Raw genomic sequence first — 26,083 nt, 5'->3', positions numbered from 1 at the left:
CGTGCCTCTCATCGCGCTCGCGTCGGGACGCGGCACGCACGCGCGATGCCGTGCATGAGTAGCCGACGGACTCACGTTGAGTCGCACGACACGTCGCACGACAGGTCGCACGGCAAATTGCACAGCGGGTTGCACGGTGAAGCGATGAATCAGCATACGCAGGATGACGAAGCGATCTGAGTGTGATGAAAACGGGTGGCGCGAATTATCACGCTGCCCGCCAAACGCACATCTCAAATTCGACGGCATCGGATTCGTCGCAATCCGATGCCAGGCCCACGACTCGCGCGACGCGTGAGAAGCACACCGCCAGAACAACCGAATCGCAATCCGGCGAACAATCGCCTGCGCGTCACCTGCTCGTCATCTGCCGACCAGTTGCGCCAATCGCTCGCGCAAGGTTTCGCTCGCACGCATCATCGGCGCGCGCAGCTCGTTTTCGATCAGGCCCAGCGCGGCGAGCGCGGCCTTCACGGGCGCGGGATTCGGCTCGGACGTCAGCAGACGGATCAGCGGCACGAGCGCGTGAAAAAGCGCGCGGCCTTCGTCGAGGCGCCCCGCCTTCAGCGCGCGGTCGAGCGCGACGAAGCGCTCCGGCCAAACATGCGCGGACGCCGCGATCGCGCCGCTGCCGCCCATGCAAAGCGTATCGAAGATGCGGATGTCGTCGCCGGCAAGCACTTGCAGGCGACCGTCGAGAATCAACATGTGCGTTGTGTCGAGCGAGCCGGCGCAATCCTTGACCGCCTGGATGCGCGGATGCGCGGCGAGCGAGAGCAACGTGTCGGACTCGATGCGCACGCCGGTTCGCGCGGGGATGTCGTAGAGCACGACGGGATGCTCGCTGGCGTCGGCGAGCATTTCGAAGTGCGCGGCGATGCCCGCTTGCGACGGCCGCACATAGTACGGCGCGGAGATCAGCAGGCCCGCGAGCGGCAGTGCATTCAGGCGCAACACGCGCTCGCGCATGCTGCCCGCGTTATTGCCTGACAAGCCGACGATCACGGGCAACGCGCCGCGCACGGCATCGAGCGTGGCGGCGAGCACGGCTTCCTGCTCGTGCGCGTCGAGCGACGACGGCTCGCCCGTCGTGCCGAGCGCCACGATGCCGGCGACGCCCGCTTCCGCGTAAAGCGTCACGAGCCGGCGCAGCGCGCTTTCATCGACTGAGCCGTCAGCGGCAAACGGCGTGACCAGGGGAATCCAGATACCCGAAAAATTGGACATGACTTTTCTCGAACGCGACCGTATGGAACCGTTCAGCGGCGAGGAAGCAGTATCGGAGCGGGAGTTTGAAAACCGGGCTTGATAAGGCTGTTCCGTCGCGCATCTGACGGAACAGCAGCTCCGGTCAGATGAGCGGCTGTTTTTTGGCTTTGGAAGCGGCGCATGCCTGTGCAGCAGCAGCGACGCGCGAACCCAGCGAGCAAAAGCGCGCTGGGTTCGAGAGGTTCGCGAAGCATCGAGGCCGTTTCCATGGACGGCAGTGTAACCGCAAAGCGGCGCGGTTTGCTGCCGCCTTGCATCCGGCGTGCCGGGGCGCCCGACGTCCGGCGACTCGATGCACGAATTTGCTTGACTTCCTCGCGCAGCGAATTAATATACGCATCGCGTATATCGACCATTCACCTGACGAAAAAAGAGGCAGCCCATGAGCGTCCCGCAACAAGCCTTTCTCCGTGACGCGATGCGGCGTCTGAATCTCACCCGCGACGGCTTCGCGACGCGTATCGGCGTGTCCAAGCGCGCGCTCGACACGTGGCTCCTGCCCGATGACTCGCAGGAATCGCGGGCGATGCCGGAAATCGTCGAGCGTTTCGTGTCGGAGATCGTCATCAACGGCGCGCCGGCGGAAAAACATACGCAAAGCGTAGATTCGCAGTCGCTCAGCAGCCAGATTCTGTTCGAAGGCAAGCCGCAACTGCTTTCCGTCGATCAGTTCTCGCGCGACGCCGTCGAGGCGCTGTTCCGCGTCGCGGACATCATGCAGCCGATCGCGCGCCGCCGCAAAATCTCGCGCGTGCTCGAAGGCGCGGTGCTCGGCAACCTGTTCTTCGAGGCCAGCACGCGCACCCGCGTGAGCTTCGGCGCGGCGTTCTGCCGCCTGGGCGGCTCGGTGTGCGATACGACGGGCTTCACGTTCTCGTCGATGGCCAAGGGCGAATCGATCTACGACACGAGCCGCGTGATGGCCGGCTACGTCGATGCGCTCGTGATCCGCCATCCGGAACAGGGCTCCGTGGCCGAATTCGCTCGCGCGACCAACATTCCCGTGATCAACGGCGGCGACGGCCCCGGCGAGCACCCGAGCCAGGCGCTGCTCGACCTCTACACGATCCAGCGCGAGTTCTCGCGGCTCGGCAAGATCGTCGACGGCGCGCATATCGCGCTGGTCGGCGACCTGAAGTACGGGCGCACCGTGCATTCGCTCGTCAAGCTGCTCGCGCTGTATCGCGGCATCAAGTTCACGCTGATCTCGCCGCCGACGCTCGAAATGCCCTCGTACATCGTCGAGCAGATTTCGCGCAACGGCCATGTGGTCGAGCAGACGCACGACCTCGCGAACGGCCTGCGCGGCGCGGACGTCGTCTACGCGACGCGCATCCAGAAGGAGCGCTTCGCCGACGAATCGTTCGAAGGCTACACGCCCGACTTCCAGATCAACCAGGCGCTCGTCGATACCGTCTGCGGCCCCGAGACTTTGATCATGCATCCGCTGCCGCGCGACAGCCGCCCCGGCGCAAACGATCTGAGCACGGACCTCAACCACGATTCGCGTCTCGCGATCTTCCGCCAGACGGACAACGGCATTCCCGTGCGGATGGCGATTTTCGCGGTGCTGCTCGGCGTCGAGAAACTGGTCCAGCATTCGATGCGCGATGCGGCATGGCGTCCGCCCGCCTATCTCGGCCCGGACGATGCCGTGTTTCATGGCATCGACTGAGCGAAAGCCGGGTTCGAAGAAAAACGCGCCTCGATGCCGGAGGCGCGTTTTGTTTTGCTCGCCACGCTCGCCGTGAATCGAGGCCTGACGCCATTCAGCGTTCATCCAACTGTTGGGCTCGTCATCGAAACCGCTCGCTCCTGCCGGCGGTTTTTGTTTTTCGAAAAACGTTCTATGGTTAAACGTGCGTCGGCTTTTGCACGCACGGGACTCAACGGCCCATGACGATTCTTCGGATGCTTCCGTCATCCCGAACGCCACGCACGTCTCTCTCGCAGCTTCGCCTGTTGCCGAAGCCAGGCCAAAGCCCGAGCAAGTTCTCAAACGCGATCCGGCAATCAAGGAGTGAGTCATGAAGATCGTTGTCATCGGCGGAACCGGCCTGATCGGCTCGAAGACTGTCCCCATTCTGCGCGAGGCGGGCCACGAGGTCATCGCGGCGTCGCCACGAAGCGGCATCAATGCGATCACCGGCGAAGGACTCAATGAAGCCTTGACGGGCGCGCAAGTGGTGATCGACCTCGCCAATTCGCCGTCGTTCGAAGACAAGGCGGTGCTCGAATTCTTCGAAACCTCCAGCCGCAATCTTCTCGCCGCCGAAGCGGCAGCGGGCGTCCGGCACCACGTCGCGCTATCGATCGTCGGAATCGAACGGTCGCCCGAGAATGGCTATTTCCGCGCAAAGGTCGCGCAGGAAAAACTGATCGTGACCTCCGGCGTTCCGTACACCATCATCCGTTCGACACAGTTTTTCGAATTTCTCGGCGGCATCGCCGATTCGACCGCGGATGGAAACGTCGTCAGGGTTTCGCCGGGCCTCTTCCAGCCCATCGCGTCGGATGACGTGGCCGCCGCCGTCGCCGATGTCGGGATCGCCCCGCCGCGCAATGGCATCGTTGAGATCGCGGGCCCCGAGCGCGCGCCGTTCGACGAATTCATCGCCCGCTATCTGAAGGCCGTCGGCGATCCGCGTGAAGTCGTGAGAGATTCCAACGCGCGATACTTCGGCAGCCTCGTCGAAGAGCATTCGCTCGTGCCGCTGGGCGAAGCGCGCCTCGGCCGCATCGGTTTCGACGAATGGCTGCGCCGCTCGAAGGCAGCGAGCTGATCTGATCGCACAGCAGACCGCGATGGCGGGATGGCACATACGTGACATCCCGTCCCGGCATCGAATGCTCGACTTCGAACGATCAATTTCGAACGTTCAATTCGAGGCCCGGTGATAGGTCGCGACGTACCTCGCTTGCGCGATCACTTTTCCATGCATCTGATAAGCGACGAGCGCGGGGCTCGACGCCGTCTTCACGTCGATCTGTGGAACCGTAAGCGCCGATGCCGTGACGACATATCGATGCGTCTCTCCTTGAGGCGGGCAAGGTCCGCCGTATTTCGACTCGCCGAAATCCGTCAGCGTTTCGATGGCGCCCGTCGGCAGCGCGTTGGGATTGCCGGAAGCGCCCTTCCCGATCGACGTTTCCGACGCTGGTATGTTGACGACTTCCCAATGCGTCCAGCCGAGTCCCCCCGTCGGCGCATCGGGGTCGTGGATCGTCACGACGATGCTCTTCGTTCCCGGCGGAACGTTCGACCACGAGATGTGCGGCGAAACGTTGTCGCCATGACAGCCGAATCCGCCATACACCTGTTCGTTCGCGAAGCGCCCGTGGTTCAGGTCATCGACTTTGACCGTGAACGGTCCGGCAATCGCCATCGCCGGCATGATCGTCAGAAGCACGGAAGAGCAAAGAGTCGTTCGCAAAAGGACGTTCAATCGCATGGTGCGCTCCGTTGAGAGGTAAGAGTGAACTTGCGATCGAACGATAGCGATCAACGGAACACCGCGGAAGCGAGCCTCGCGAATCATCGCGTTGTCTTGCATGCAACGTCCCCATGCGATACGGGCCATGTTCGCGTTCGCCCTCGCGCGAGCTCATATCAGGCTTCGACAATGGATGAATCGGTTGATGCAATGGGTTGATGCAATGCGAAAAGATGAGCGCGCAAGCAATGCATCCGGCGATCGAGAGCACAGGCCATGAAGGCAAGATCGCCATGATCGCGCCATGTTCGTGCCATCTGAACGCCATGTCGGCGACACGCATAACCCGCGTCGATGAAGATTCGCTTTCAACCCTGCAAGAAAGACGCCTCGCCCATTTACTTTGTTCTCCGTTAAGTGCAACGTGAAGCCGTGACGCGCGGGGCATACCGCTTTTGCAGCGCTTCTTGCAGTACTTCTCTTTCGTAGCGGAATAGCGCGTCTCAGGTCATCGTTTGTGAGAGGAACGGGCCGCCGTTGCGCGTCGCTTTGTGTTCCCGCGCTGTTCTTGCGCGCTCGCGGCACCGAAATTGCTCATTGAAAAGGCTTTGCCTGTATCGAATGCCGTACGAGCTTCGCTGCGGCGCAAGCCTGCATCGACCTCTGCGTCGGCCCGTCGCGCCGACATTATTTGGAGCAAGCAGAACATCATGTCCAGACATACTGACTGTCCGGGTTCGTGCTCGCATCACGACGCGCACGCGCCCCATCGTGACGAGCGCGACGCTGCGCCTTCCAGTTCGTCACGCCGCCGCTTCCTGCAATCGGCGGCGGCCGCCGCCGCAGTCGGCAGCGCGCCCTATGCCCAGGCGCAGACGCAGACACCACCTGCGGCCGAGCCCGTTGCGCGTGCAACAGTGCCGCCGCGCGCGGTGACGCTCAACATCAACGGACGCGACTACACGATGCAACTCGAGCCGCGCGTGACGCTGCTCGACGCGCTGCGCGAATACGCGGGGCTCACGGGCACGAAGAAAGGCTGCGACCGCGGACAATGCGGCGCATGCACGGTCCTCGCGAACGGACGCCGCATCAATTCCTGCCTCACGCTGGCCGTGATGCACGAAGGCGAAACGATCACGACGATCGAAGGGCTTGCGAGCAGCGGCAAGCTGAGCCCCGTGCAACGCGCGTTCATCGAACAGGACGCGTTCCAGTGCGGCTACTGCACGCCGGGGCAGATCTGCTCGGCGACGGCTCTGCTGTCGGAGTTCGACGCAGGCGCCGCAAGCACGGTCACGGCCGACGTGCGACGCCGCCCGTCCCAACTGACGGACGAAGAGATCCGCGAGCGCATGAGCGGCAACATCTGCCGCTGCGGCGCTTATGTGAACATCGTCGCGGCAGTGCAGTCCGCGCATCGCGGCACGGTCGGCAGTGGCACGGGCGATACGTACACCACGTTCGTCATCAAGACGAGCGACGTCGCGTAAAGGAGACCACGATGGATGCGATCTCCTACGAACGCGCCGCCGACATCGCGGGCGCCGTGCGCGCCGCGCAGCAGCCGGGCACGATGTTTATCGGCGGCGGCACCAATCTGCTCGACCTGATGAAAGGCGGCGTCACGCGGCCCGTGAAGCTCGTCGACATCACGCGCATACAAGGACTCGATACGGTCTCGACGCTGCCCGACGGCGGCCTGCGCATCGGCGCGCTCGTGCGCAACAGCGACGCCGCGAATCACGCGCTGGTGCGCGAGCGTTATCCGTTGCTGTCGCAAGCGTTGCTTGCGGGCGCATCGGCGCAGTTGCGCAATATGGCGACCGTCGGCGGCAATCTGATGCAGCGCACGCGCTGCCCGTACTTCTACGACACCGCGTTCACCGCCTGCAACAAGCGCGAGCCGGGCAGCGGCTGCGCGGCGATCGGCGGCCACAACCGCATGCATGCGATTCTCGGCGCGAGCGCGCAATGCATCGCCGTGAATCCGTCGGACATGAGCGTCGCGCTCGCGGCACTCGATGCAAACGTGCGCGTGAGCGGTCCGCAAGGCGAGCGCGTGATTCCGTTCAGCGAGTTTCACCGGCTGCCGGGCGAGCGCCCCGATGTCGACACGACGCTGCGTCCCGGCGACCTGATCACGGCCGTCGATCTGCCGCCGTCCGTCTATAGCGAGCACGCGCATTACCTGAAGGTGCGCGACCGCGCGAGCTACGCGTTCGCGCTGGTGTCCGTCGCCGCTGCGTTGCAGATGGACGGCCGCACGGTACGCAGCGCGCGCATCGCATTGGGCGGCGTCGCACACAAGCCGTGGCGCGCGAGCGCCGCCGAGCAGATGATCACAGGCCACCCGCTCTCCGACGCGACGCTCAGGCACGCAGCCGCCGCCGCGCTGAGCGAAGCGAGGCCGCAGCGCGACAACGCGTTCAAGGTGCGCCTCGCGCAAAACGCGATCGTGCGCGCGGTCAATCAGGCAGCGGGACGCGTGGGAGGTTTCGCATGAGCACGATGATCGGTCATCCACTGGACCGCACCGACGGTCTGCTGAAAGTCACGGGCGAAGCGCGCTATGCGGCCGAGTTTCCCGAAGCACGTCTTGCGCATGGCGTGCTCGTCACGAGCACGATCCCGCGCGGCACCATTCAGGCGATCGATACGGGGCGCGCGGCAGCGCTGCCGGGCGTGCTGCTCGTGATGACGTATCAGAACGCGCCGCGTCTGCCGAACGGCGGACGCCCGTCGCTCGCGCCGCCTGCGGGACGCCATCTGTCGCTGCTGCAGGACAATCAGATCCACTACAGCAACGAGCCGACTGCGGTCGTCGTCGCGGATACGCTCGAACATGCGACGGATGCCGCGCGCCAGTTGCAGGTCACCTATGCCGCGCAGCCGGCGACGCTCGATTTCTTGCAGGCAAAACCGAATGGGCACGCGCCCGACAAGCCGCAGGGCCGTCAGACGGACACCTCGCGCGGCGACTACGATGCAGGGCTCGCGGCGGGCGCGGTGCGCGTCGATGCCGTCTACACGACGCCGATGGAGCATCACAACCCGATGGAGCCGCACGCGACGATGGCCGTCTGGGACGGCCCGCAGCTGACGCTCTACGATTCGACGCAAGGCGTCACGGGCACGAAGACGGCCGTCGCTAAGACGCTCGGCATGAAGCCCGACGACGTGCGCGTGATTTCGCCGTTCGTCGGTGGCGGCTTCGGCTGCAAGGGCTCCGCGTGGTCGCATGTGGTGTTGTGCGCGATGGCCGCGAAGCAGACCGGGCGTCCCGTGCGACTGGCGCTCGAGCGGCCGCAGATGTTCGGCCCCGTCGGCGGAAGGCCGTACACCGAGCAGCGCATGGTGATCGCCGCGAAGCACGACGGCACGCTGACTGCGATGCGGCACGACAGCTTTTCGAACACGTCGATGATCGAAGACTGGACGGAGACCTGCTGCATGGTCTCGCGGATGATGTACGCGGTGCCGAACCAGGTGACGACGCATCGCCTGGTGCCGCTGAATGTCGGCACGCCGACCTTCATGCGCGCACCGGGCGAGACGACGGGTTCGTGGGCGCTCGAAACGGCGATGGACGAGCTGTCGTATCAGCTGAAGATGGACCCGGTCGCGCTGCGTCTGAAGAACTATGCAGAGGTCGATCCGCAGGAAAACAAGCCATGGTCGAGCAAGGTCTTGCGCGAGTGCTACAGCATCGGCGCGCAGCGTTTCGGCTGGTCGCGGCGCAAGCCACAGCCGCGCTCGATGCGCGATGGCGACACGCTGATCGGCCTCGGCATGGGGACGGCGACTTATCCCGCGAATCGCAGCGAAGCATCGGCGCTCGCGCGCATTCTGCCCGACGGCACGGCGACGGTCGTCTCAGGCACGCAGGACATCGGCACGGGCACGTACACGGTGATGACGCAGGTGGCGTCCGACGCGCTCGGCATCGCGCCGGAGAACGTCCGCTTCGGCTTGGGCGATTCGTCGCTGCCGAAGGCGCCTGTGTCGGGCGGCTCGCAGTCGGTCGCGAGCGTATCGCCTGCCGTGCGCGACGCGTGCGAGCAGGCGCGCGCGAAGCTCGTTTCGATGGCGCTCGCGGATCGCGGCTCGCCGCTGTACGGCTGGTCCGCGAGCGACGTGACGGTGCAAGGCGGCTGGGCGATGAGCAAGTCGGACCCGACGAAGCGCGATCCCATCGCGGCCATTCTTGCGCGCGCGGGCGGCCAGCCGATCGAAGCGACGTCCGACACGAAGCCCGGCGACGAGAAGCAGCGCTACTCGTTTCATTCGTGGGGTGCGATCTTCGCGGAGGTGCATGTCGACGCGGACCTGGGCACGATACGCGTGGCGAAGATCACGGCCGTCTACAACGTCGGGCGGATGCTGAACGTCAAGACCGCGCGCAGCCAGCTGATGGGCGGGCTGGTATGGGGCATCGGCGCGGCGCTCGAAGAGCAGACGACACTCGATACGCAGTACGGCCGCTTCATCAACGCGAATCTCGCCGAATATCACGTGCCCGTGAATGCGGATGTCGGCGCGCTCGATGTGGTCGTGCTCGACGAGCCCGATCCGCATATCAACTCGCTCGGCTCGCGGGGGATCGGTGAGATTGGGATCACTGGCGTGGTGGCTGCTATTGGCAATGCCGTGTATCACGCGACGGGCGTGCGGGTGAGGGATTTGCCGATTACTTTGGATAAGGTGATGCAGGTTTAGGTTGGTCTTTATGGCTTGCCGCCGGCATTCGCGTATGCGTGCCTTTGCGCTGGCATCCGCGATCGCGGCTCGCGGCGCGGGTGTTGCCCCCGTGCGGGGCGGCACTTGCTCTTGTTTGCAACGGCTTTTGTTTTGGTTTTTTTGCCTTTGCGCTGGCATCCGCGATGCGCCTCGCGGCGCGGGCGTTGCCGCTGCGCGGGCCGGTCTTGCTCTTGTTTGCAACGGCTTTTGTTTTGGTTTTTTGCCTTTGCGCTGGCATCCGCGATGCGCCTCGCGGCGCGGGTGTTGCCCCCGTGCGGGGCGGCACCTACTCTTCTTTGCCGCGGCAAAGAAGAGTAGGCAGAAGAAAGCCGCTCACACCAACGCTTGACCCTTACCCACGGGCTCTCAACGTCCCCGTCCTTCGACCGGCAGCACACATGGCTCATGTTCGTTGCCCGCGCGCTACCTGAACGCGTCACATGCTTCATGCTCCTGCGTTACAGCCCGCGACATCGAAGATTCTTGCGCCCCTTTGCGGCAAACGGTGTGTAGGCATTCGCGCCGCACAGGACGCCCTCTACGCGATGCGGCTCAAGTGCGGGCGTTGCCCTGTACGACACAGCAACCTCATTCACTACCGATATGCGGCACTGAAACGTCCAAAGCCCTTAGCCGCGCCACGCGTGCTTGAAGCGGGTGATGCGTTCAGCAAGAGCATTGGCAACAAGCATCAGCGAGTTACGCTGCCGCGTGATTCACGGGGACGTTGAGGGCCCGTGGGTAAAGGTCAAGTGCGGGCGGTGTGAGCGGCTTTCTTCTGCCTACTCTTCTTTGCCGCGGCAAAGAAGAGTAGGTGCCGCCCCGCACAGGGGCAACGCCCGCGCCGCAAGGCGCATCGCGGATGCCAGCGCAAAGGCAAAAAAACCAAAACAAAAGCCGTTGCAAACAAGAGCAAGACCGGCCCGCACAGCGGCAACGCCCGCGCCGCGAGGCGCAATTGCGGATGCCAGCGCAAAGGAAAAAAACAAAAACAAAAGCCGTTGCAAACAAGAGCAACGCCGCCCCGCACAGCGGCAACGCCCGCGCCGCAAGGCGCATCGCGGATGCCAGCGCAAAGGCAAAAAAACCAAAAAGCCGTCGCAGACAAAAACCGCATACGCGGATGCCAGCGGCACGCTAAGAAAACAAAGCGTCGCAGACAATAATAAGCCCTTGTGCCCCACCCCGTTGCGCCGCACAATCTCTGTTCACTCCCCTTCTGGTGCCGCCCATGGCTTATGCTTCGCTCGCCACCGGCGTGCTGCTCGCCGCCGGATATGGATCGCGTTTCGATCCGGAAGGCATCCACAACAAACTGCTCGCCCGATTGCCCGACGGCACGCCCGTCGCGTATGAATCCGCGCACCGGCTCCTGCTCGTCGTGCCGCACGTGATCGCGGTCGTGCGGCCCGGCTCCGAAATACTCGCCCGCGCCCTCAACGACGCCGGCTGTCACGTGATCTTTTCCGCCGACGCCGAGCGCGGCATGGGCGCGACCCTCGCGGCAGGCGTCGAGGCAAGCGATGACGCAGACGGCTGGATCGTCGCGCTCGCCGATATGCCGCGCATCGCCGCATCGACGGTCGAAGCCGTCGCGCGCGCAGCCGACAAAGGCGCGTCAATCGTCGCGCCCTACTATCGCGGACAGCGCGGACACCCCGTCGGCTTCGGCGTCGAGCATCGCGACGCGCTGCTAGCGCTCGACGGCGACACGGGCGCGCGGGCGCTCTTCGCGACGCACGCAGTGACCCGCATCGACGTCGACGATCCGGGCGTGCTGAGCGATATCGATACCCCCGAAGACTTGCGCAACCTGTAACGCGCTCGACCTCCCGCCAGCATCACTCGAAGACGCGCAGCCCGCGTTCAGGTGAGAAGATCCGGGACCGCGATGCGCTTCAGGTGAGCAGATTCGGGAAGCTCACCCAATACCGGCTTTCGACGGCAGCGTACAAGCACAAACGGGCACAAAACGGGCACAAACGGACATAAAACGGGCACAAGCAGATACCAGGCCGTCACGAGCGAGCATCGAACGATGCATCGGACGATGCATCAAATGGGCATCGCAAACAGGCACGAACAGCCACGAACAGGCGATGCAAGCACCGACCAGGCACGCCACTTGCAGCCCGCTGCTGCGCCGCGAAACGGGCGAGCAGCCTTCGCATCGTTGGTCTAAGCTGTCGACGACGACGTCGGCTCTCGCCATGCCGCGCAGCGAACGCGACACGCCGCCGACCGCCAACTGCATCAGCCACGAATCCACCGCACTCTTCTGCCAGGACCTCATGAGCGAAACCAGCCCGCGTCTGTTCATCGTGTCGCCGCATTTCGACGATGCCGTCTTCGGATGCGGCGCGCTGCTCGCGTCGCATCCCGACGCCGCCGTCTGCACCGTGTTCGCCGCGCCGCCCGAACAGGACATGCACACCGAATGGGACGGGAAAGCCGGCTTCGCGAGCGCGCACGAATCGATGCGCGCGCGCACGATCGAGGACAACCACGCGCTCGCCGTGCTCGAGACGATCCCCGTGCGGCTGCCGTTTCGCGACGCGCAGTATCACGACTCGCCGTCCGTCACGAAGCTTGCGGCGACACTGGAGGAAACGATCTACGGCTCGACGGCGAACACGCTGCTGATGCCGCTCGGCCTCTTTCACGACGATCATTGCCTCGTGTTCGAAGCGTGCTGCGAAATCTTGCCGCGCATGTCGCATCTCGAGTGGTTCGCTTACGAAGAGGCCATCTACCGGCAGATACCGGGGCTCGTGCAGCAAAGGCTCGTCGATCTGGCCGAACGCGGAATCGTCGCGACGCCTGCCAACCCATCGACCGATCATGCGCCCGACCACGAGCGTCAGACGCTGCTCAAGCGCGAAGCGGTCTGTGCATATGAGAGCCAGTTGCGCGCCTTCGGGCCGCACGGCTACGACGACGTGTTCGCCGCCGAGCGCTACTGGCGCCTGACCGTCGACCGCCAGCGCAGCCGCAGGCACAGGCATTGATCCGGCGGGCAACGCGCGGACATGCGCCGCGTCCATCGAGCCAGCACGCTCGCGCGTCATCGCCTACGCTAATGTAAGCAGGACGCTTCGCACCGTGCCGCCGGACCGGCGGGCCATCGAAAAGGTCCGCCATCGAAAGAGTCCGCCATCGACGAGTCCGCCACCTTCTGCCACGAGGTCATGCCATGCACACGAGTCCGATTCCCGACCCGCACGCCGATCCCACGCGCGACCCCGAGGGCGATCCCCTCACGCCGCCGTCGCCGGGCCATCACAACGACGAGCCGCAGCGTCCCGAAGGCCCGCCCGACAAGGACCCCGTCACGACGTGACAGTGCAGTGACGGCTCGCGCTCGCCAAAGTGCGAGCGTTGTCGGCCGTGCGTGGCTCGCGCGCGTTAGACCAGCTCGATCGGCTGGCCGTGTGGCGTGCGGCGCGCCGCCGCATCCCAAGCGTTCTTCCGGTCGGTCAGCCCGTCGCGCGTCACGCAGCCTTTCGCCGTCGCGATGCGTTCGAGCGCCGTCAGCCAGTGCGCGTAATACGTGTCGCCGTGATCGGGGTCGCCTTGCGCCTGCGCGTCGCGGATCGCGTCCGTCAGTTGCGCGGCCCACTCGGACCACGTGAATACGCCACGCTCATGCAGCGCGAGCGTCATCGCGAACGCCGCCGCCTGCCACGGCGCGGCGAAGACAGGGCCGGCGTCGTCGCGCGGCAAGCCGGGCAATGCGTCGAGCAGTGCGCGAGAAGGCGCAGTCGTGAAAGCCGGCGCGCTCATGCCGGCGTCTCCGCTTCCCTCTCCGCTTCCAGATACGGCTCCCAGCAATCGACGCACACGGAAGCCGCCGTCGTGTCGCGGCCCCACAGTTCGGCGGCATCGAACCGTACTGTGTACAGCCACTGCGGATCTTCGCCGCGTCCGAGCGCATTCGAATCGGGAAACACATGCGCGCCGTGCACGGTGACGATCCGGCCGCGCTTGCCCCGGCAGTAGCGCGGCAGGCGCGTATGCGTCGCCGGATTGATGAGCCGCGTGCGCACCGTGTCACCGACTGCAAAGCGCGCCGCCCGGGGCGCGGGCCGCGACACGGGGCCGCCGCGAAACAGCATCGGCTCGACCTGATCGGCGGCAAGCACGCGCGGCAACGGCGCGGCGGGATGCCGGGACTTGCCGCTGTCGATCTCGTCGGGCGTCGCAAGGCCCATGTCGATCAGCAGCTTGCGCAAGCCCGCGAACCAGATCTGGTAATAGGTGCTCGACAGATATTGCGCGGGCGGCAGGCTCTCTCGCGCGGCACGCGACATGTCGATGTTCCATTTGCCCGTCGCGCCCATCGCGATTGTCAGCGCGAGGACGTGCCGCTCCCAGTCCGCGTGGAAATACGGTTCGTCGGCTTCGGAGACGACGGGCCCGAACGACTGCATCCCGCCCAGATCCTGTGCGCCGTTCATGATCGTGCTCCGCTGCGCGCTGCGGCCTCGTGCGGCGAGAGCGGCAGGCCCGTGCCGATCATCGAGTCGCGCGTGACGAGATCCGCGAGTTCATCGTCGCTCAGCGCTTGCGTGCCCGGCGGGCACATCGGCAGCACGAGATAGCGCACTTCGGCCGTCGAGTCCCACACGCGGATTTCCGTCTCGTCCGGCAGCGCGACGCCGAACTCTTCGAGCACGCCGCGCGGATCGATCACGGCGCGCGAGCGGTAAGGCGCCGACTTGTACCAGACAGGCGGCAAGCCGAGCACAGGCCACGGATAACACGAGCACAACGTGCAGACGACGATGTTGTGCACGCGCGACGTGTTTTCGAGCGCGGCCATGTGCTCGCCCTGCCGCCCCGTATAGCCGAGCGACGCGATGGCGGCCGTCGCATCGTCGAGCAGCCAGCGGCGGAAGTCCGCATCGCGCCAGGCCTTCGCGACCACGCGCGCGCCGTTGCGCGGACCGACCTTCGTCTCATACGTTTCGATCAGCACGTCGAGCGCTTTCGGATCGACGTAGCCCTTCTCGACCAGCAGCGATTCGAGCGCGCGCACGCGCAGGTCCATCTCGGGCAGCGCGCTGCCTTCGAGCGCGTGGTGGTGATCGTCGTGATCATGCGTGGCGTCGTGGCTCATGTGCTCCGCCTCAGGAATGCGACACCGAACCAGTATGGTCGGGCAAAGCGGCGAATGCAAACGGGCGCAAAACGGGCGCAAACGGACGCAAAGCACGCCCGGCCGTCATGCCGCAAGGCCCGCCTGGAATGCGGGCTGCCCCACATATTTCTGTTCTGCTTAAGGAAGCGGATTGACTTGACTTCCCGAGCAGGCATAAAATTCTCTTATCTCAATTTGAGGGGCGTTGCCTTGGACAGTTGCAGTAGTACGTTTTCGAACAGATTCGCCGCCTGACCGGCGAGACGTCCGCGCTTCCCTCATCTAGCCGCCGTCTTGCCAGCAGGTAGACGGTGCGCGTCGCAGTTTCATCCCTCGTGCATCCTGTTTAGCGCCCTTGGCGCGTAGCGCATTCGCGCACGACCGCGGTCGCCCGTTGTGGCTTCGCGTTCGCGTGGCGGCGCTTGCGCTCACGTGCGCGTATGCCGGCGACTTGCGGCGCATCGTGGCCATTCGCATCCGGTTTGGCCGCGCATGCCGATGCGCCGTATGCGTCGCGAGCCGATGCGCGGAGCCAGGCATGCGCGCTTGCACAGACGCAATGCGCCGCGAGCCGTTCGAAATCGTGTGTCCTGTCCGTCCGATATGCCGCGCAAGACACCGCGTCCCGCGACGCCGTCAACGCATCATCAACGAAATTGGAGCCGCCATGCCCGACAGTGACAGTCAGCCGATGAACCCAGATACGCCTTTACCGACCTGAGGCAGGCAAGCCGAGCGCATTCGATCACCTCGATTCTCCGGCCCTTGCCGCCTCGCATGCACGAGCCTTCGTGCTGGAGAACCGAAATGCACTTCCTGCTTCTTTCGACATTGCCGCAAACCCGCGAAGCACGCGCGCACTACGACGCGTTCCTTTCGCTGAAAGATCGACGGCGCCGCGTACTCGCGACGGCCGTTCGCGCGTTTGACAAGATCGTTGGCCGCCTGAGCAAGCGGTCAGCGGTTTAAACGGAAATCATTCGACCAACATCCGTTCAAGGGAGAATAAAAATGGCTACTCCACCACAAGCCCTGCCGACGCGCACCGCAGTTCTCGACGACGCGCACATCGGCGACATTCGCGGCGCGTTCGGCACGATCGCGCACCACGACACCGCCCCGCGCAACAACTGGGCCGCGCGTCTGCGCACGCTGCTCGCGATCGTCGGGCCCGGCCTCATCGTGATGGTCGGCGATAACGACGCGGGCGCCTTCGGCACCTACACGCAAGCGGGACAGAACTACGGCACCACGCTGCTGTGGACGCTGCTGCTGCTCGTGCCCGTGCTGTACGTGAACCAGGAGATGGTGCTGCGCCTGGGCGCCGTCACGGGCGTCGGTCACGCGCGCCTGATCTTCGAACGCTTCGGCAAGTTCTGGGGTGCGTTCAGCGTGATCGATCTGTTCATTCTCAACGCGCTGACGATCGTCACCGAGTTCATCGGCATCACGTTCGTGCTCGACTTCTTCGGCGTATCGAAGATCGCGGGCGTGTGCATCGCGGCGGCATTGACGATGGCGGCCGTCAGCACCGGCGACTTCAAGCGCTTCGAACGGTTCGCAATCGTGCTGTGCGTGATGAGCCTGCTGCTCGTTCCCGTGCTCGTGACGATCCATCCGCCCGTCTCGCAGATGGCGCATCACCTCTTCGTGCCCGCATGGCCCGCGCACGCGAAGCTCTCGGATGTGATGCTGCTCGTGATCGGCATCGTCGGCACCACGATTGCGCCGTGGCAACTGTTCTTCCAGCAGAGCTACGTGATCGACAAGCGCATCACGCCGCGCTTCATGAAGTACGAGAAGGCCGACCTGTGGATCGGCATCGTGTTCGTGCTGATCGGCGCAATCGCGATGATCTCGTTCAGCGCGGCGCTGTTCGGCGGCAAGCCCGAACTGGGTCGGTTCACCGATGCGGGCGGCATCATCGCGGGCCTCGAAAAGTATGCCGGCCGCACGCCCGCCGTGCTGTTCGCGGTTGCGCTGCTCGACGCGTGCATCATCGGCGCGGCGGCCGTGTCGCTGTCGACGGCCTATGCGATCGGCGACGTGTTCAAGATCCGTCACTCGCTGCATCGCGGCGTCGGCGACGCGAAGGGCTTCTATCTGGTGTACTTCGGCATCGTGGCCGCAGCCGCGGGACTGGTGCTGATTCCGGGCAGCCCGCTCGGCCTGCTGACGGAAGCCGTGCAGACGCTCGCGGGCGTGCTGCTGCCGAGCGCGACCGTGTTCCTGCTCCTGCTGTGCAACGATCGCGACGTGCTCGGACCGTGGGTCAACTCGAAGCGGCTGAACCTGTTCACCGGTTCGGTGGTATGGGCGCTGGTGCTGCTGTCGATCGTGCTGACCGCGTCGGTCGTCTATCCGGACATCAGCGGACGCGCGATCATCGACATTCTCGTCGGCGGCACGCTGGTCGCCGTGATCGTGCTGGCGGCGACGACGGCATTGCGACGCGTACGCGGCATACAGCCGGCGGCAACGCCCGCGAGCATCGTCGGCGAGGCGGAGCGCGATGCGTGGCGCACGCCGCCGCTCGCCGATCTGCCGAAGCCTGTGCTGACGCTGTCGCGGCGCATCTGGATGGGCGCGTTGCGCGGCTATCTGGTGGTGGCTGTCGCGCTCGTCATCGTCAAGGTCGTGCAGCTCGCGATCGCGTGAGCAGCAGGAAACTTCCCGCGTTGTTTTCGAAGAATCCTGATACTCGCTGACAGGGGGCTGTGACACAGTATCGACCGCCGGTCCATCGTGCAGGTCACTGCCGGCGCGATGCGAAGCGACTGCGCGAAGCAGGAGCGTCGCATCGCGGTTGATGGGACGTGGACCGGCGCCAATGACCGAACGGATACGACGACGCATACGACAACGAGGCGAGCCGCGCTGCGGACTCGCCTCGTTGCATTTGCGGATCAGTTCCGCCGACAACCCGACGTCATTGCAGACGCGGGTCCTGCGGCATCGGGCCATCGTACGGCATGACGACGGGATGCAAGGGCAGCGTCACCTGGGCGGGCATCGTCACAGGCGGAAGCTTGAGCCACGCCGGCGGCTCCGGCGCTTTTATCGTGAGCATGCCGCCACGCACAGTCTTGGCGGTTTCGCGATCGAGTTCATCGACCCTCGGCAGGTCTTTCACAAGCAAAGTGTTCATGATGTGTCTCCGGCAACGGTATGTGGAATGGTGAGCGCGAGCGGCGCCGTGCTCGGTCCACTAGCTGCACGCACCATGCCATCACGCCGCGAAGCCTTGCATGACGGGGCTCGCGCCGACTTCGTCACGCCAGGGTGATTGCTGCGGACCAACTGTCGGTTGTCGAAGTGTTGTCTGGCGGATGGATGCGGGCGTGCTGCCCGCACGGGTCCATCCATCCGATGCGCTAGCGGAGAAACCGCGCCCGTTGAATAGGCGCGGCGTGCATTCATACCTGTTTATCGCGGCAGCCACCCAAGCGGATCGACGGGCTTGCCGTCCTTGCGCACTTCGAACTGGATCGACGGCACGCCGTTGTTATCCGTGCCCACTTCGCCGATCGGCTGGCCTTGCGCGACGGCATCGCCTTCCTGCACGAGCAGCCGGCTGTTCTGACCGTAAGCGGTGATCAGCGTGTCGTCGTGCTTGATGATGACGAGCGGCCCATACGCCTCGATGCCCGTGCCCGCGTAAACGACGCGCCCCGCGGCGGCCGCTCTCACCTGATCGCCCGGACGTCCGCCGATCACGATGCCCTTGGTCCTGCCGGGCACGAACGGCTTGAGAATCGGCCCGCGCAAAGGCCACGCGAGCACGCCTTGCACTGGGCCAGCAGGCGCGGCGGCGGGCGGCGGAACGGGCGTGGTGGAAGGCGTGGGCGTCGGCACAGGCGTGGTCTGTGCAAAGGACGGCGGCCCGACGCGCAGCACCTGGCCAGGCGCGACAGGCGATGACGGCGTCAGCCCGTTCCACGTCGCAATGTCTTGCGGATGCTGGCCGAACGCGCCCGCGACGCTTTGCAGCGTGTCGCCGGGATTCACGCGATAGAAACCGGCGGGCACGCCATTGGCCGCGGCGCCGCCCTGCGTCCGGTAAGTGGGCGCCGGCGCCTGCGTCGATTCCCACGGATACGTCGTGCACGCGCCGAGCATGCTCGCGGCCGCGAGCGAAACCAGAAGCTGCATGACGACCTGTTGCCGTTTTACTGTCATTTTTGTGGCCCTCGACGCGGTGTGAGACAGCGGCTCTCGAAAGCCTGCCGTCGTTTGAACGTGTAGCGGGATCGAAAATGCAATCTGCGGTGCAATTATTATGCCTCGCTCATCGGTCTGCACAATGACGGCCGGCCGACGTCGACGTATCAGGGCCGATCGACTGAAGGCATCGGGTCCACATTTAATCCGTCTGCAATCCCAATCAATCTACGCCGTCCTGCGAGCGTTCATACGCTGCCTTCCGATTCGATCACCAGAATGCGCGCCTCGCCGATGGGATGAGCGACGTGCTCGGTGCCGATCGACGCATGGAACACGTCGCCCGTCTCGAGCACTGTCGAGTGCTCGACGCCCGCTTCGCAATAGCGCATCTCCACACGGCCATCGAGCACGGCGAACACTTCTTCGCCGTCGTTGACGTGCCACTTGTACGGCTGATCGGTCCAGTGCAGGCGCGCCGTAATGCCGTTCATGTTCGCGATATCGAGCGCGCCCCACGCACGCTCGGCGGTAAAGGTTTTGCCACGGACGATTTTCATGACCTGCTCACGCGTTGTCGGTGTCGGGAGGGTCATTATAGTGGCCGTCCCCCATCGTGCACGCTGCTTGCTCCCACCCCGCAGACGACCGTTTCATGCGGTTCGCAAGCCATTGCATAGCTGAAGTGCTCGTCTATACTGAACCTGGTGTCCTGTCAGACGAATACGCGTGCGCGCGTGGCGATGCGCGAGACGGTCGGTCCACCATCAGTGGTTCGATGCCAGCGAGGAGGTCCGATGAACAAAGCCCTGTTTCTTGCCGTGCAACTGAACGTCGACGAAATGAGCGCGTCGCCCGCGCTGGTCGAATTGCTCAATGCTCATCTCGTGTTCGCCGTCGATGTCGCCGAAGCCGCCGATGCCCTCGTGCAACTGGCGAGCGTGCGCAAGCTGTCGAGCGGCGTCGAAGCGAGCGTCGAGATTCCCGCCGTCGCCGTCGAGCAGTTGCGGCAAGCGCTCGAAACCCTCAGCGAATACGACCAGTCGTGGCTGTTCGCGCTGGAACCGGACCATGCGCTATTCGACGATCTTGCGCGTCCGCAACGCACGTTGCATTGATGCGCCCGCAACCCTGACGAGGTCCGGCCTTTCGCCCGCCTATCGAGGATTCATCGTGAAAAGTCTTCTGCACATGCGTCGCGCGCCGGCCGGCAATGGCGCCGCGCGTCAGTTTCACTTCGAGGCGCCCGACGTCCCGCGCAGCCAATCCGTCCAGAGCGACGAGGAGCCGGTCAGCGAGAGCACCACGTCCGAGACTCCAGGCCCATCGTCCGTCAATCCGCCGTTGCGCCCTGTGACGCCGCTGCATGCGGTACAGCTCGCGCCCGTGCAGCCGAACGGACGCGCCGTGCAACTGGCGGACGCAGCCGACGTCGAGCGCATGCTCGACAACGAAGAGCTGACCGTGTTTCATATATTTCGCACTTTTGACTATTCGGTGAACCTGCTGTTCTATCCACGGGAATTGAAATACTTCGTCGCGCTGTTGCAGGACGACCAGTTGTGGCGCGTGCTGACCACGAGCGACATGAACACGGCGAAGCAGCTCTTTCACCACATGCAGGAACAGGCGACGCGTCTCGCCGACGGTCAGACTCGGCGCTTGCAGCTCGAAGCGCAGAACGAGCAGCTGAAGCGCCTGATCGCCGAATCCGAGACGCAGGCCGAGCGTCTGCGCCAGAGCCTGCAACGCACGTCCGCGCAGGATCAGACCGTCACGAGCCGTCAGCATCAGTTGCGCAAAGACATCGCGCAACTCGAAGCGCAGCGCACGGCCGCGCAGGCCCAGTTGAACAAGATGCATCGCCAGGTGCATCAGTTGAACGTCGCGAGCAACGAAGCGATACCGCATATGCCGCGTTGAGCGGCGGCCCTTCGTGCTCTTCGCGCTTCATGCTTGATGTGCTCTTGTCCGCGGGCACCAGACGCGACAACGCCGGCTAGGACAATCCTGGCCGGCGTTTCTTTTACCGCCTTGCTACAGTCGAAGCGTTCAGTCCGGCTTAGTTGCCGAAGAACACCGAGCGCGGACCCTTTTCATCGGCCAGCGAACGGGTCGACGCTTGCGACGTGCCGTTCGTCTGCACGCCATAGCCGGTCGTATCGGCTTGCGCGACGGCGTCTTGTGCGTGGACGCGTGCTTCGGCGGCCTGGATGTGCTTCGGGTATTCCGTGCGATCGGCCAGCGGATTGTAGCCAGCCTTCTCCAGACGGACCAGATCGGCGCGAACTTCAGCGCGCGTCAACGGCTGCTGGTTCGATTGCGCAAACGATGCGACGGGAGCGGCAACAGCGGCAGCGAGAACGACTGCGGAAATCAGGGCTTTCATGGACAACCTCCGAAAACTTGTTTTTTGATTCGCTTCGAACACCGTGTTCGTTCAGCGTTGAGACTAGTTTAAGGAGGCAAGCGACCTAGGGAAATCCCTTATTTAACGAAACTCTATTGTTCCGATTGCAACAATTGGTCGAAATCCGCGTGAAGCGAGTTTTTGAGATCGTTAAATCGCAACACTGTGTTCCAAAAGTCGTGCATCGGACGCCAGAAACGCCCTTGCACGGCGGGAAACAGAAACGCCCCAGCGCCATACGGGCGCTGGGGCGTTGCAGGAACAGCCGCTCGACGAAGCGCAAGCGAGCCGAACAGAAAACCGGCTAACCGTTCCGTCAGGACCAGTTCGCGTGGAAGCTGCCCGGCTTGTCGACGCGCTCGAACGTGTGCGCGCCGAAGAAATCGCGCTGCGCCTGAACGAGGTTCGCGGGCAGACGCGCCGAGCGGTAGCCGTCGAAGTACGCGATCGCGGACGAGAACGCCGGCACGGGCACGCCCGCCGTCGTCGCGGCGATCACGACGTCGCGCAGTGCGCCCTGGTAGTTCGCGGCGATGTCGCGGAAATACGGATCGAGCAGCAGGTTCGCGAGCGCCTTGTCCTTCGCGTAGGCATCCGTGATCTTCTGCAGGAAGCGCGCGCGGATGATGCACCCGGCGCGGAAGATCTTCGCGATCGTGCCGTAGTCCAGATCCCACTTGTACTCTTCCGATGCCGCGCGCAATTGCGCGAAGCCCTGTGCGTACGAGATCACCTTGCTGAAGTACAGCGCGCGGCGCACGGATTCGATGAACGCGGCGCGGTCGCCGGAGAACGGCTTCGCCGCCGGCCCTTCGAGCACCTTGCTCGCCGCGACGCGCTGATCCTTCAGCGACGACAGCACGCGCGCGAACACGGCTTCCGTGATCAGCGGCAGCGGCGCGCCGAGGTCGAGCGCGTTCTGGCTCGTCCACTTGCCCGTGCCTTTTTGCGCGGCGCGGTCGAGGATCACATCGACGAGGTCCTTGCCCGTCTCGTCGTCCTTCTTGCTGAAGATCTTCGACGTGATTTCGATCAGGTAGCTGTCCAGCTCGCCGTTGTTCCACTCGGTGTAGACGGCGCCCAGCTCTTCGTTCGACAGGCCGGCCACCTGCTTGAGCACCGAGTAGCTTTCGGCGATCAGCTGCATGTCGCCGTATTCGATGCCGTTGTGGACCATCTTCACGAAGTGGCCCGCGCCGTCCGGCCCCATGTACGCGACGCACGGCTCGCCGTCGGGCGCCTTGGCCGCGATTTCGGTGAGGATCGGCGCGACGAGATCGTATGCGTCGCGCTGGCCGCCCGGCATGATCGACGGGCCTTTGAGCGCGCCTTCCTCGCCGCCCGACACGCCCGTGCCGATAAAGTGCAGGCCCGACTTCGCGAGGTCCTGATTGCGGCGGATCGTGTCGGTGAAATGCGTGTTGCCGCCGTCGATCAGGATGTCCCCCTTCTCCAGCAGCGGACGCAGCGCGGCAATCGTCGCATCGGTGCCTTCGCCCGCCTTCACCATCATCAGGATGCGGCGCGGCTTTTCCAGTGAATCGACGAATTCTTCCAGCGTATAGGTCGGAACCAGCTTACGGTCGGGAAACTCCGCGATCAGTTCGTCGGTTTTCTCGCGGGTGCGGTTGAACACCGACACCGCGTGGCCGCGGCTTTCGATGTTCAGAGCCAGATTCCGGCCCATCACCGCCAGCCCCACTACGCCGATTGCCTGTTTGCCCATGTGAATTCTCCAGATTCCAGTAAGTCGTGAAGCCGCGCCAGCCATCGAGGCGCGGCGTCGAGGATGAAAGGATAAAAGAAATGCCCGGATGACGCTCGCGTGCGCCCCGTCCGCCGCCGGCCATCCCGTCCGGCATCGACGACGCGCGTGGCTTTCGACGCGCTTTCGCGTCGACGGCGCGCATCGCCGTTCACCGGATATTGTCTGCCGCTTGTCGCGCGCTCGAAAGTTCGGTGCGTTGGATGTCGCGGCGCTCGCGTTGCCTTCGCGTCATCACGATGCGCGCGCGGCACGCGATTCAAGCTTAGTCCGCGAAACGCGTCACGGCGGAGCGCATCGGCTGCGTGGTCAGACTTGCTGCGACGGCTGACGTTTCCGGAACACGAGACTGAAATTGTTCGCGGGCATCGCGATCGGTTCGTCGCACGCGAAGCCTGCCGCGTCCGCGAGCGCGACGACGTCCTCCATGTCGCGTACGCCCCATGCCGGATTGCGGCTCCTCAACTGCTCGTCGAATGCCGCGTTGCTCGGCGCAGTATGCGCGCCGCCGCGCCGGTACGGCCCGTACAGATAGAGCACGCCGCCCGGGCCGATGAGCCGCCCCGCGCCGTCGATCAGCGCCCGCGCCGATGCCCACGGCGAAATATGGATCATGTTGATGCAGACAATCGCGTCGGCGGCATCGATGCCCCATCGGGCTTCGCGCACATCGAGCGCGAGCGGCGCGCGCACGTTGGACAGACCGCTCGCCGCTGTCCACGCGGCAATCGACGCGCGCGCGCCGTCGTCGGGATCGCTCGGCTGCCAGACGAGTTGCGGCAGCGCCGCGGCGAAGTGGATCGCATGCTGGCCCGTGCCGCTCGCGATTTCGAGCACGGTGCCCGTAGCGGGCAGCACACGTTCGAGCACGGCGAGGATCGGCTCGCGGTTGCGCTCGGCGGCGGGCGCGTATTGACGCGCGTTGAGATCAGGCGTGGTCATCGTGGTTCAGTACATCGTGATCCGGTACGGACAGGTACGCATTCGTTACGCGAGGCCGCGATCATACGCGAGCGGATCGAAAGTCTCACCGGAAATCGTCCCCGCCGGCTCGTCAGCCCGCTGCAAGACTCGCCGCCAGCGCAGCGAGCGCATCGCCGCACGGCGCGTGCACTTTCAGCGACAGCAACGGATCGGCGCGCGTGCGTCCGAGATTGATCGCGGCAATCGGCTTGCCCATCTTCTGCGCCCACACGCAGAAACGATAGCCCGAATACACCATCAGCGACGAGCCGACGACGAGCACGGCATCGGCGGACTCCAGCGCATGCGTCGCGGCTTCGACGCGCGGCTTCGGCACGTTCTCGCCGAAGAACACGACGGCCGGCTTCAACAGGCCGCCGCAATCGGGACACGCGGGCACGCGAAACGCGCCGAGGTCGTGCCATTCGAGATGCGCGTCGCCATCGGCGGCGGGTTCGGCGATCACGTCGAACAGCGCGGGATTGTCGTTGATCAACCGCTGCTGGATCGACGCGCGCGTATGCTGCGCGCCGCAATCGAGACACGCCACCGCGCCGATGCTGCCGTGCAGCTCGATCACCTCGCTGCTGCCCGCGCGCTGATGCAGGCCGTCGACGTTCTGCGTAACGAGCGAACGCACGTGCGTCGCGGCTTCGAGTTGCGCGAGCGCGCGATGCGCGGCGTTCGGCTGTGCCTTTGCGACGACGGGCCAGCCGACCGTGCTGCGCGCCCAGTACCGCTGGCGCGACGCGACGGAGCCGAGAAATTCCTGCAGCGTGATGGGCGGCGAGCGCTTCCATTCGCCGTTTTCGTCGCGATAGCCGGGGATGCCGGAATCGATGCTGATGCCCGCGCCCGTCAGCACGAAGAGCCGTGGATGGCGTTCGATGAAATCTTGCAGCGCGGCGAGCGCCTGGGGTTCGATCAGCGGGGACGGGATGTCTTTCACGAGTCGGTCATGAAGTGGGCGCGGGACGGTGTTCGGACATGGACATGCGGCAGGCTCAACGCTTTGCGCGCGACTTTTGCGACTTGCGCAGCTTGTTCGCGGGCGCAGACACGGACTCGGACTCGGGCGCGGACGGCTGCGCATGCCGCGCCTCCCATGCAGCCAAAGCCGCGCGATACCGCGTGAGCTCGTCTTCGTACAGATCGAAAATACACGTATCGCAGCCGCTATGACAGCACTCGTCGGGGTCGGGCCGCGTCGGCGGCGTGGGACGCGGATCGTCGTCGGCCGGCTGACGCGCGGCCTCGTCTGCAGTCACATCCACTTCCAGAGTTCGGGAGAGCGTCCAGTATAAGTCCGGCGACGCGACGGCGCTGTGTCACGCAATACGCTCGCACTCACCTGGTCACGACCCACATCACACCGTCATCACACCGTCATCGCGCCGTCATCGCAAACATCACCCGCGCCCGACGAACGGCATCTTGCTCGCCATGATCGTCATGAACTGCACGTTCGCCGACAGCGGCAGATTCGCCATATGCAGCACGGCATCGGCGACATAGTCGACGTCCATCAGCGGCTCGACGGCGATCGCGCCGTTCGCCTGCGGCACGCCGCGCGCCATCCGCTCGGCCATCTCCGTCGCTGCATTGCCGATGTCGATCTGGCCGCAGACGATGTCATAAGGCCGGCCATCGAGCGACACCGACTTGGTGAGGCCTGTGATCGCGTGTTTGGTCGCCGTGTAGGCGATGCTCAACGGCCGCGGCGCATGCGCGGAGATCGAGCCGTTGTTGATGATGCGGCCGCCCTGCGGCGTCTGCGTCTTCATCATCGCAAATGCCGCGCGCGTGCAGAGAAACACGCCCGTCAGATTCGTATCGACGACGGAGCGCCAGTCGTCGAGTTCCATCTGGTCGATTTCGACGGGCGGCGCATTGCGGCCCGCATTGTTGAACAGCATGTCGAGCCGGCCATAGCGCAAACGGATCGCATCGAAGAGCGACGCGACGCTCGCCGCGTCCGTCACGTCGCATGCGAGCGCGAACGCGTCCTCGCCGCGCTCGCGGGCTTCGTCGGCGAGCGCATCGAGCGGCGCCTGCCTGCGTCCCGTCAGCACGACGCTGTAGCCGTTCGCGAGCAGCTTGCGCGCCGTCGCCTTGCCGATGCCGCTGCCCGCGCCCGTCACGAGCGCGATTTTGTTCCGTGCATCTGCTTGTTCCTGTACCTGCGATTGCGTCACGACTTG

At 64.7% G+C, this 26,083-nt stretch carries 28 protein-coding genes; 13 read left to right on the top strand and 15 right to left on the bottom strand.

Annotated features, from left to right (window positions below; genetic code table 11):
* Nucleotides 1-363: 363 nt before the first annotated feature.
* Complete coding sequence (dapA, locus tag AABE10_RS04790; protein ID WP_342932113.1) at nucleotides 364-1,227, bottom strand: 4-hydroxy-tetrahydrodipicolinate synthase; 864 nt, start codon at nucleotides 1,225-1,227, stop codon at nucleotides 364-366.
* A gap of 424 nt (nucleotides 1,228-1,651) precedes the next feature.
* On the opposite strand from dapA, the gene AABE10_RS04785 reads away from it, so the two are divergent.
* Together AABE10_RS04785 and AABE10_RS04780 are read left to right on the top strand one after the other, a co-directional pair.
* A complete protein-coding gene (locus AABE10_RS04785) occupies nucleotides 1,652-2,944 on the top strand; it encodes an aspartate carbamoyltransferase (RefSeq protein WP_342932112.1) in 1,293 nt (430 codons plus the stop codon).
* 352 nt (nucleotides 2,945-3,296) lie between these two features.
* On the top strand, nucleotides 3,297-4,052 hold the full coding sequence (locus AABE10_RS04780) for an SDR family oxidoreductase (RefSeq protein ID WP_342932111.1): 756 nt from the start codon (nucleotides 3,297-3,299) through the stop codon (nucleotides 4,050-4,052).
* Between the two features lie 96 nt (nucleotides 4,053-4,148).
* Here AABE10_RS04780 and AABE10_RS04775 read toward each other — a convergent pair whose 3' ends face one another.
* Nucleotides 4,149-4,721, bottom strand: a complete 573-nt coding sequence (locus tag AABE10_RS04775; RefSeq protein ID WP_342932110.1) for a YbhB/YbcL family Raf kinase inhibitor-like protein — start codon at nucleotides 4,719-4,721, stop codon at nucleotides 4,149-4,151.
* A gap of 215 nt (nucleotides 4,722-4,936) precedes the next feature.
* Between AABE10_RS04775 and AABE10_RS04770 the strand changes: the two genes are divergently transcribed.
* The 6 genes from AABE10_RS04770 (at nucleotide 4,937) to AABE10_RS04745 (ending at nucleotide 11,262) form a co-directional block, all read left to right on the top strand.
* Nucleotides 4,937-5,131 (top strand): hypothetical protein, encoded by a 195-nt coding sequence (locus tag AABE10_RS04770; RefSeq protein WP_342932109.1) that lies wholly within the window; start codon nucleotides 4,937-4,939, stop codon nucleotides 5,129-5,131.
* Between the two features lie 282 nt (nucleotides 5,132-5,413).
* A complete protein-coding gene (locus tag AABE10_RS04765; RefSeq protein WP_342932108.1) occupies nucleotides 5,414-6,196 on the top strand; it encodes a 2Fe-2S iron-sulfur cluster-binding protein in 783 nt (260 codons plus the stop codon).
* Between the two features lie 11 nt (nucleotides 6,197-6,207).
* Nucleotides 6,208-7,209 (top strand): xanthine dehydrogenase family protein subunit M, encoded by a 1,002-nt coding sequence (locus AABE10_RS04760; RefSeq protein ID WP_342932107.1) that lies wholly within the window; start codon nucleotides 6,208-6,210, stop codon nucleotides 7,207-7,209.
* Entirely contained in the window at nucleotides 7,206-9,422 is a 2,217-nt protein-coding gene (locus tag AABE10_RS04755) for a xanthine dehydrogenase family protein molybdopterin-binding subunit (protein ID WP_342932106.1), read from the top strand. The genes AABE10_RS04760 and AABE10_RS04755 overlap by 4 nt, the downstream gene beginning before the upstream one ends.
* Before the next feature lie 883 nt (nucleotides 9,423-10,305).
* Nucleotides 10,306-10,584 (top strand): hypothetical protein, encoded by a 279-nt coding sequence (locus AABE10_RS04750; RefSeq protein ID WP_342932105.1) that lies wholly within the window; start codon nucleotides 10,306-10,308, stop codon nucleotides 10,582-10,584.
* Nucleotides 10,585-10,674: 90 nt separating this feature from the next.
* Complete coding sequence (locus tag AABE10_RS04745; protein ID WP_342932104.1) at nucleotides 10,675-11,262, top strand: nucleotidyltransferase family protein; 588 nt, start codon at nucleotides 10,675-10,677, stop codon at nucleotides 11,260-11,262.
* Between the two features lie 102 nt (nucleotides 11,263-11,364).
* Here AABE10_RS04745 and AABE10_RS04740 read toward each other — a convergent pair whose 3' ends face one another.
* A complete protein-coding gene (locus AABE10_RS04740) occupies nucleotides 11,365-11,712 on the bottom strand; it encodes a hypothetical protein (RefSeq protein WP_342932103.1) in 348 nt (115 codons plus the stop codon).
* A 22-nt stretch (nucleotides 11,713-11,734) separates the two neighbouring features.
* Between AABE10_RS04740 and AABE10_RS04735 the strand changes: the two genes are divergently transcribed.
* A complete protein-coding gene (locus tag AABE10_RS04735; RefSeq protein ID WP_342932102.1) occupies nucleotides 11,735-12,451 on the top strand; it encodes a PIG-L family deacetylase in 717 nt (238 codons plus the stop codon).
* A gap of 185 nt (nucleotides 12,452-12,636) precedes the next feature.
* Nucleotides 12,637-12,783, top strand: a complete 147-nt coding sequence (locus AABE10_RS04730; protein WP_162849268.1) for a hypothetical protein — start codon at nucleotides 12,637-12,639, stop codon at nucleotides 12,781-12,783.
* Between the two features lie 65 nt (nucleotides 12,784-12,848).
* Here the strand turns inward: AABE10_RS04730 and AABE10_RS04725 are convergent, their stop codons facing one another.
* From AABE10_RS04725 to nthA, 3 genes are read right to left on the bottom strand one after another with little or no spacing between them, the layout of a single operon-like run.
* Nucleotides 12,849-13,226 carry a nitrile hydratase accessory protein gene (locus AABE10_RS04725; protein WP_342932101.1) on the bottom strand — a complete coding sequence of 126 codons (378 nt, stop codon included), beginning with the start codon at nucleotides 13,224-13,226 and terminating at the stop codon, nucleotides 12,849-12,851.
* Entirely contained in the window at nucleotides 13,223-13,900 is a 678-nt protein-coding gene (gene nthB, locus AABE10_RS04720; protein ID WP_342932100.1) for a nitrile hydratase subunit beta, read from the bottom strand. Before nthB ends, AABE10_RS04725 begins: the two co-directional genes overlap by 4 nt.
* Nucleotides 13,897-14,562 (bottom strand): nitrile hydratase subunit alpha, encoded by a 666-nt coding sequence (nthA, locus tag AABE10_RS04715; protein WP_342932099.1) that lies wholly within the window; start codon nucleotides 14,560-14,562, stop codon nucleotides 13,897-13,899. Before nthA ends, nthB begins: the two co-directional genes overlap by 4 nt.
* Nucleotides 14,563-15,594: 1,032 nt before the next feature.
* On the opposite strand from nthA, the gene AABE10_RS04710 reads away from it, so the two are divergent.
* Nucleotides 15,595-17,241 carry an NRAMP family divalent metal transporter gene (locus AABE10_RS04710; protein ID WP_342932098.1) on the top strand — a complete coding sequence of 549 codons (1,647 nt, stop codon included), beginning with the start codon at nucleotides 15,595-15,597 and terminating at the stop codon, nucleotides 17,239-17,241.
* 271 nt (nucleotides 17,242-17,512) lie between these two features.
* On the opposite strand, the gene AABE10_RS04705 is transcribed toward AABE10_RS04710, so the two are convergent.
* The 3 genes from AABE10_RS04705 to AABE10_RS04695 form a co-directional block, all read right to left on the bottom strand.
* The gene (locus tag AABE10_RS04705; protein WP_342932097.1) at nucleotides 17,513-17,731 is read right to left on the bottom strand and encodes a hypothetical protein; all 219 of its coding nucleotides are present in this window, start codon (nucleotides 17,729-17,731) and stop codon (nucleotides 17,513-17,515) included.
* Between the two features lie 278 nt (nucleotides 17,732-18,009).
* Nucleotides 18,010-18,762 (bottom strand): peptidoglycan DD-metalloendopeptidase family protein, encoded by a 753-nt coding sequence (locus AABE10_RS04700; protein WP_342932096.1) that lies wholly within the window; start codon nucleotides 18,760-18,762, stop codon nucleotides 18,010-18,012.
* Between the two features lie 230 nt (nucleotides 18,763-18,992).
* Nucleotides 18,993-19,304: a cupin domain-containing protein gene (locus AABE10_RS04695; protein ID WP_342932095.1), complete on the bottom strand. Its 312-nt coding sequence runs from the start codon at nucleotides 19,302-19,304 to the stop codon at nucleotides 18,993-18,995.
* A gap of 237 nt (nucleotides 19,305-19,541) precedes the next feature.
* On the opposite strand from AABE10_RS04695, the gene AABE10_RS04690 reads away from it, so the two are divergent.
* A complete protein-coding gene (locus AABE10_RS04690) occupies nucleotides 19,542-19,862 on the top strand; it encodes a hypothetical protein (protein WP_342932094.1) in 321 nt (106 codons plus the stop codon).
* Nucleotides 19,863-19,917: 55 nt separating this feature from the next.
* Complete coding sequence (locus tag AABE10_RS04685; RefSeq protein WP_342932093.1) at nucleotides 19,918-20,667, top strand: DUF2968 domain-containing protein; 750 nt, start codon at nucleotides 19,918-19,920, stop codon at nucleotides 20,665-20,667.
* 139 nt (nucleotides 20,668-20,806) lie between these two features.
* Here AABE10_RS04685 and AABE10_RS04680 read toward each other — a convergent pair whose 3' ends face one another.
* The 6 genes from AABE10_RS04680 to AABE10_RS04655 all read right to left on the bottom strand — a co-directional run bounded on the left by AABE10_RS04680 (nucleotide 20,807) and on the right by AABE10_RS04655 (nucleotide 26,077).
* Nucleotides 20,807-21,133 carry a DUF4148 domain-containing protein gene (locus AABE10_RS04680; RefSeq protein WP_342932092.1) on the bottom strand — a complete coding sequence of 109 codons (327 nt, stop codon included), beginning with the start codon at nucleotides 21,131-21,133 and terminating at the stop codon, nucleotides 20,807-20,809.
* A 337-nt stretch (nucleotides 21,134-21,470) separates the two neighbouring features.
* Nucleotides 21,471-22,880 carry an NADP-dependent phosphogluconate dehydrogenase gene (gndA, locus tag AABE10_RS04675; protein ID WP_342932091.1) on the bottom strand — a complete coding sequence of 470 codons (1,410 nt, stop codon included), beginning with the start codon at nucleotides 22,878-22,880 and terminating at the stop codon, nucleotides 21,471-21,473.
* A gap of 348 nt (nucleotides 22,881-23,228) precedes the next feature.
* Nucleotides 23,229-23,861 carry a DUF938 domain-containing protein gene (locus AABE10_RS04670; RefSeq protein WP_342932090.1) on the bottom strand — a complete coding sequence of 211 codons (633 nt, stop codon included), beginning with the start codon at nucleotides 23,859-23,861 and terminating at the stop codon, nucleotides 23,229-23,231.
* A gap of 112 nt (nucleotides 23,862-23,973) precedes the next feature.
* A complete protein-coding gene (locus tag AABE10_RS04665) occupies nucleotides 23,974-24,831 on the bottom strand; it encodes an NAD-dependent protein deacetylase (RefSeq protein ID WP_342932089.1) in 858 nt (285 codons plus the stop codon).
* A gap of 55 nt (nucleotides 24,832-24,886) precedes the next feature.
* Complete coding sequence (locus AABE10_RS04660; RefSeq protein ID WP_342932088.1) at nucleotides 24,887-25,150, bottom strand: oxidoreductase-like domain-containing protein; 264 nt, start codon at nucleotides 25,148-25,150, stop codon at nucleotides 24,887-24,889.
* Nucleotides 25,151-25,291: 141 nt separating this feature from the next.
* Nucleotides 25,292-26,077: an SDR family oxidoreductase gene (locus AABE10_RS04655; protein ID WP_342932087.1), complete on the bottom strand. Its 786-nt coding sequence runs from the start codon at nucleotides 26,075-26,077 to the stop codon at nucleotides 25,292-25,294.
* Nucleotides 26,078-26,083: the final 6 nt, after the last annotated feature.

Source organism: Paraburkholderia diazotrophica, assembly GCF_038900755.1.
Classification (GTDB): Bacteria; Pseudomonadota; Gammaproteobacteria; order Burkholderiales; family Burkholderiaceae; genus Paraburkholderia; species Paraburkholderia diazotrophica_A.
This window is presented reverse-complemented; position numbering and strand designations above follow the sequence as displayed.

Coding starts and splice junctions, on each gene's coding strand:
- gndA (WP_342932091.1), bottom strand. CDS start 22,880: ATGGGCAAACAGGCAATCGGCGTAGTGGGGCTGGCGGTGATGGGCCGG.
- AABE10_RS04750 (WP_342932105.1), top strand. CDS start 10,306: ATGCCAGCGCAAAGGCAAAAAAACCAAAACAAAAGCCGTTGCAAACAA.
- nthA (WP_342932099.1), bottom strand. CDS start 14,562: ATGAGCCACGACGCCACGCATGATCACGACGATCACCACCACGCGCTC.
- nthB (WP_342932100.1), bottom strand. CDS start 13,900: ATGAACGGCGCACAGGATCTGGGCGGGATGCAGTCGTTCGGGCCCGTC.
- dapA (WP_342932113.1), bottom strand. CDS start 1,227: ATGTCCAATTTTTCGGGTATCTGGATTCCCCTGGTCACGCCGTTTGCC.
- AABE10_RS04710 (WP_342932098.1), top strand. CDS start 15,595: ATGGCTACTCCACCACAAGCCCTGCCGACGCGCACCGCAGTTCTCGAC.
- AABE10_RS04755 (WP_342932106.1), top strand. CDS start 7,206: ATGAGCACGATGATCGGTCATCCACTGGACCGCACCGACGGTCTGCTG.
- AABE10_RS04760 (WP_342932107.1), top strand. CDS start 6,208: ATGGATGCGATCTCCTACGAACGCGCCGCCGACATCGCGGGCGCCGTG.
- AABE10_RS04785 (WP_342932112.1), top strand. CDS start 1,652: ATGAGCGTCCCGCAACAAGCCTTTCTCCGTGACGCGATGCGGCGTCTG.
- AABE10_RS04700 (WP_342932096.1), bottom strand. CDS start 18,762: ATGACAGTAAAACGGCAACAGGTCGTCATGCAGCTTCTGGTTTCGCTC.
- AABE10_RS04680 (WP_342932092.1), bottom strand. CDS start 21,133: ATGAAAGCCCTGATTTCCGCAGTCGTTCTCGCTGCCGCTGTTGCCGCT.
- AABE10_RS04745 (WP_342932104.1), top strand. CDS start 10,675: ATGGCTTATGCTTCGCTCGCCACCGGCGTGCTGCTCGCCGCCGGATAT.
- AABE10_RS04670 (WP_342932090.1), bottom strand. CDS start 23,861: ATGACCACGCCTGATCTCAACGCGCGTCAATACGCGCCCGCCGCCGAG.
- AABE10_RS04765 (WP_342932108.1), top strand. CDS start 5,414: ATGTCCAGACATACTGACTGTCCGGGTTCGTGCTCGCATCACGACGCG.
- AABE10_RS04695 (WP_342932095.1), bottom strand. CDS start 19,304: ATGAAAATCGTCCGTGGCAAAACCTTTACCGCCGAGCGTGCGTGGGGC.
- AABE10_RS04725 (WP_342932101.1), bottom strand. CDS start 13,226: ATGAGCGCGCCGGCTTTCACGACTGCGCCTTCTCGCGCACTGCTCGAC.
- AABE10_RS04730 (WP_162849268.1), top strand. CDS start 12,637: ATGCACACGAGTCCGATTCCCGACCCGCACGCCGATCCCACGCGCGAC.
- AABE10_RS04705 (WP_342932097.1), bottom strand. CDS start 17,731: ATGAACACTTTGCTTGTGAAAGACCTGCCGAGGGTCGATGAACTCGAT.
- AABE10_RS04735 (WP_342932102.1), top strand. CDS start 11,735: ATGAGCGAAACCAGCCCGCGTCTGTTCATCGTGTCGCCGCATTTCGAC.
- AABE10_RS04770 (WP_342932109.1), top strand. CDS start 4,937: ATGAGCGCGCAAGCAATGCATCCGGCGATCGAGAGCACAGGCCATGAA.
- AABE10_RS04775 (WP_342932110.1), bottom strand. CDS start 4,721: ATGCGATTGAACGTCCTTTTGCGAACGACTCTTTGCTCTTCCGTGCTT.
- AABE10_RS04780 (WP_342932111.1), top strand. CDS start 3,297: ATGAAGATCGTTGTCATCGGCGGAACCGGCCTGATCGGCTCGAAGACT.
- AABE10_RS04690 (WP_342932094.1), top strand. CDS start 19,542: ATGAACAAAGCCCTGTTTCTTGCCGTGCAACTGAACGTCGACGAAATG.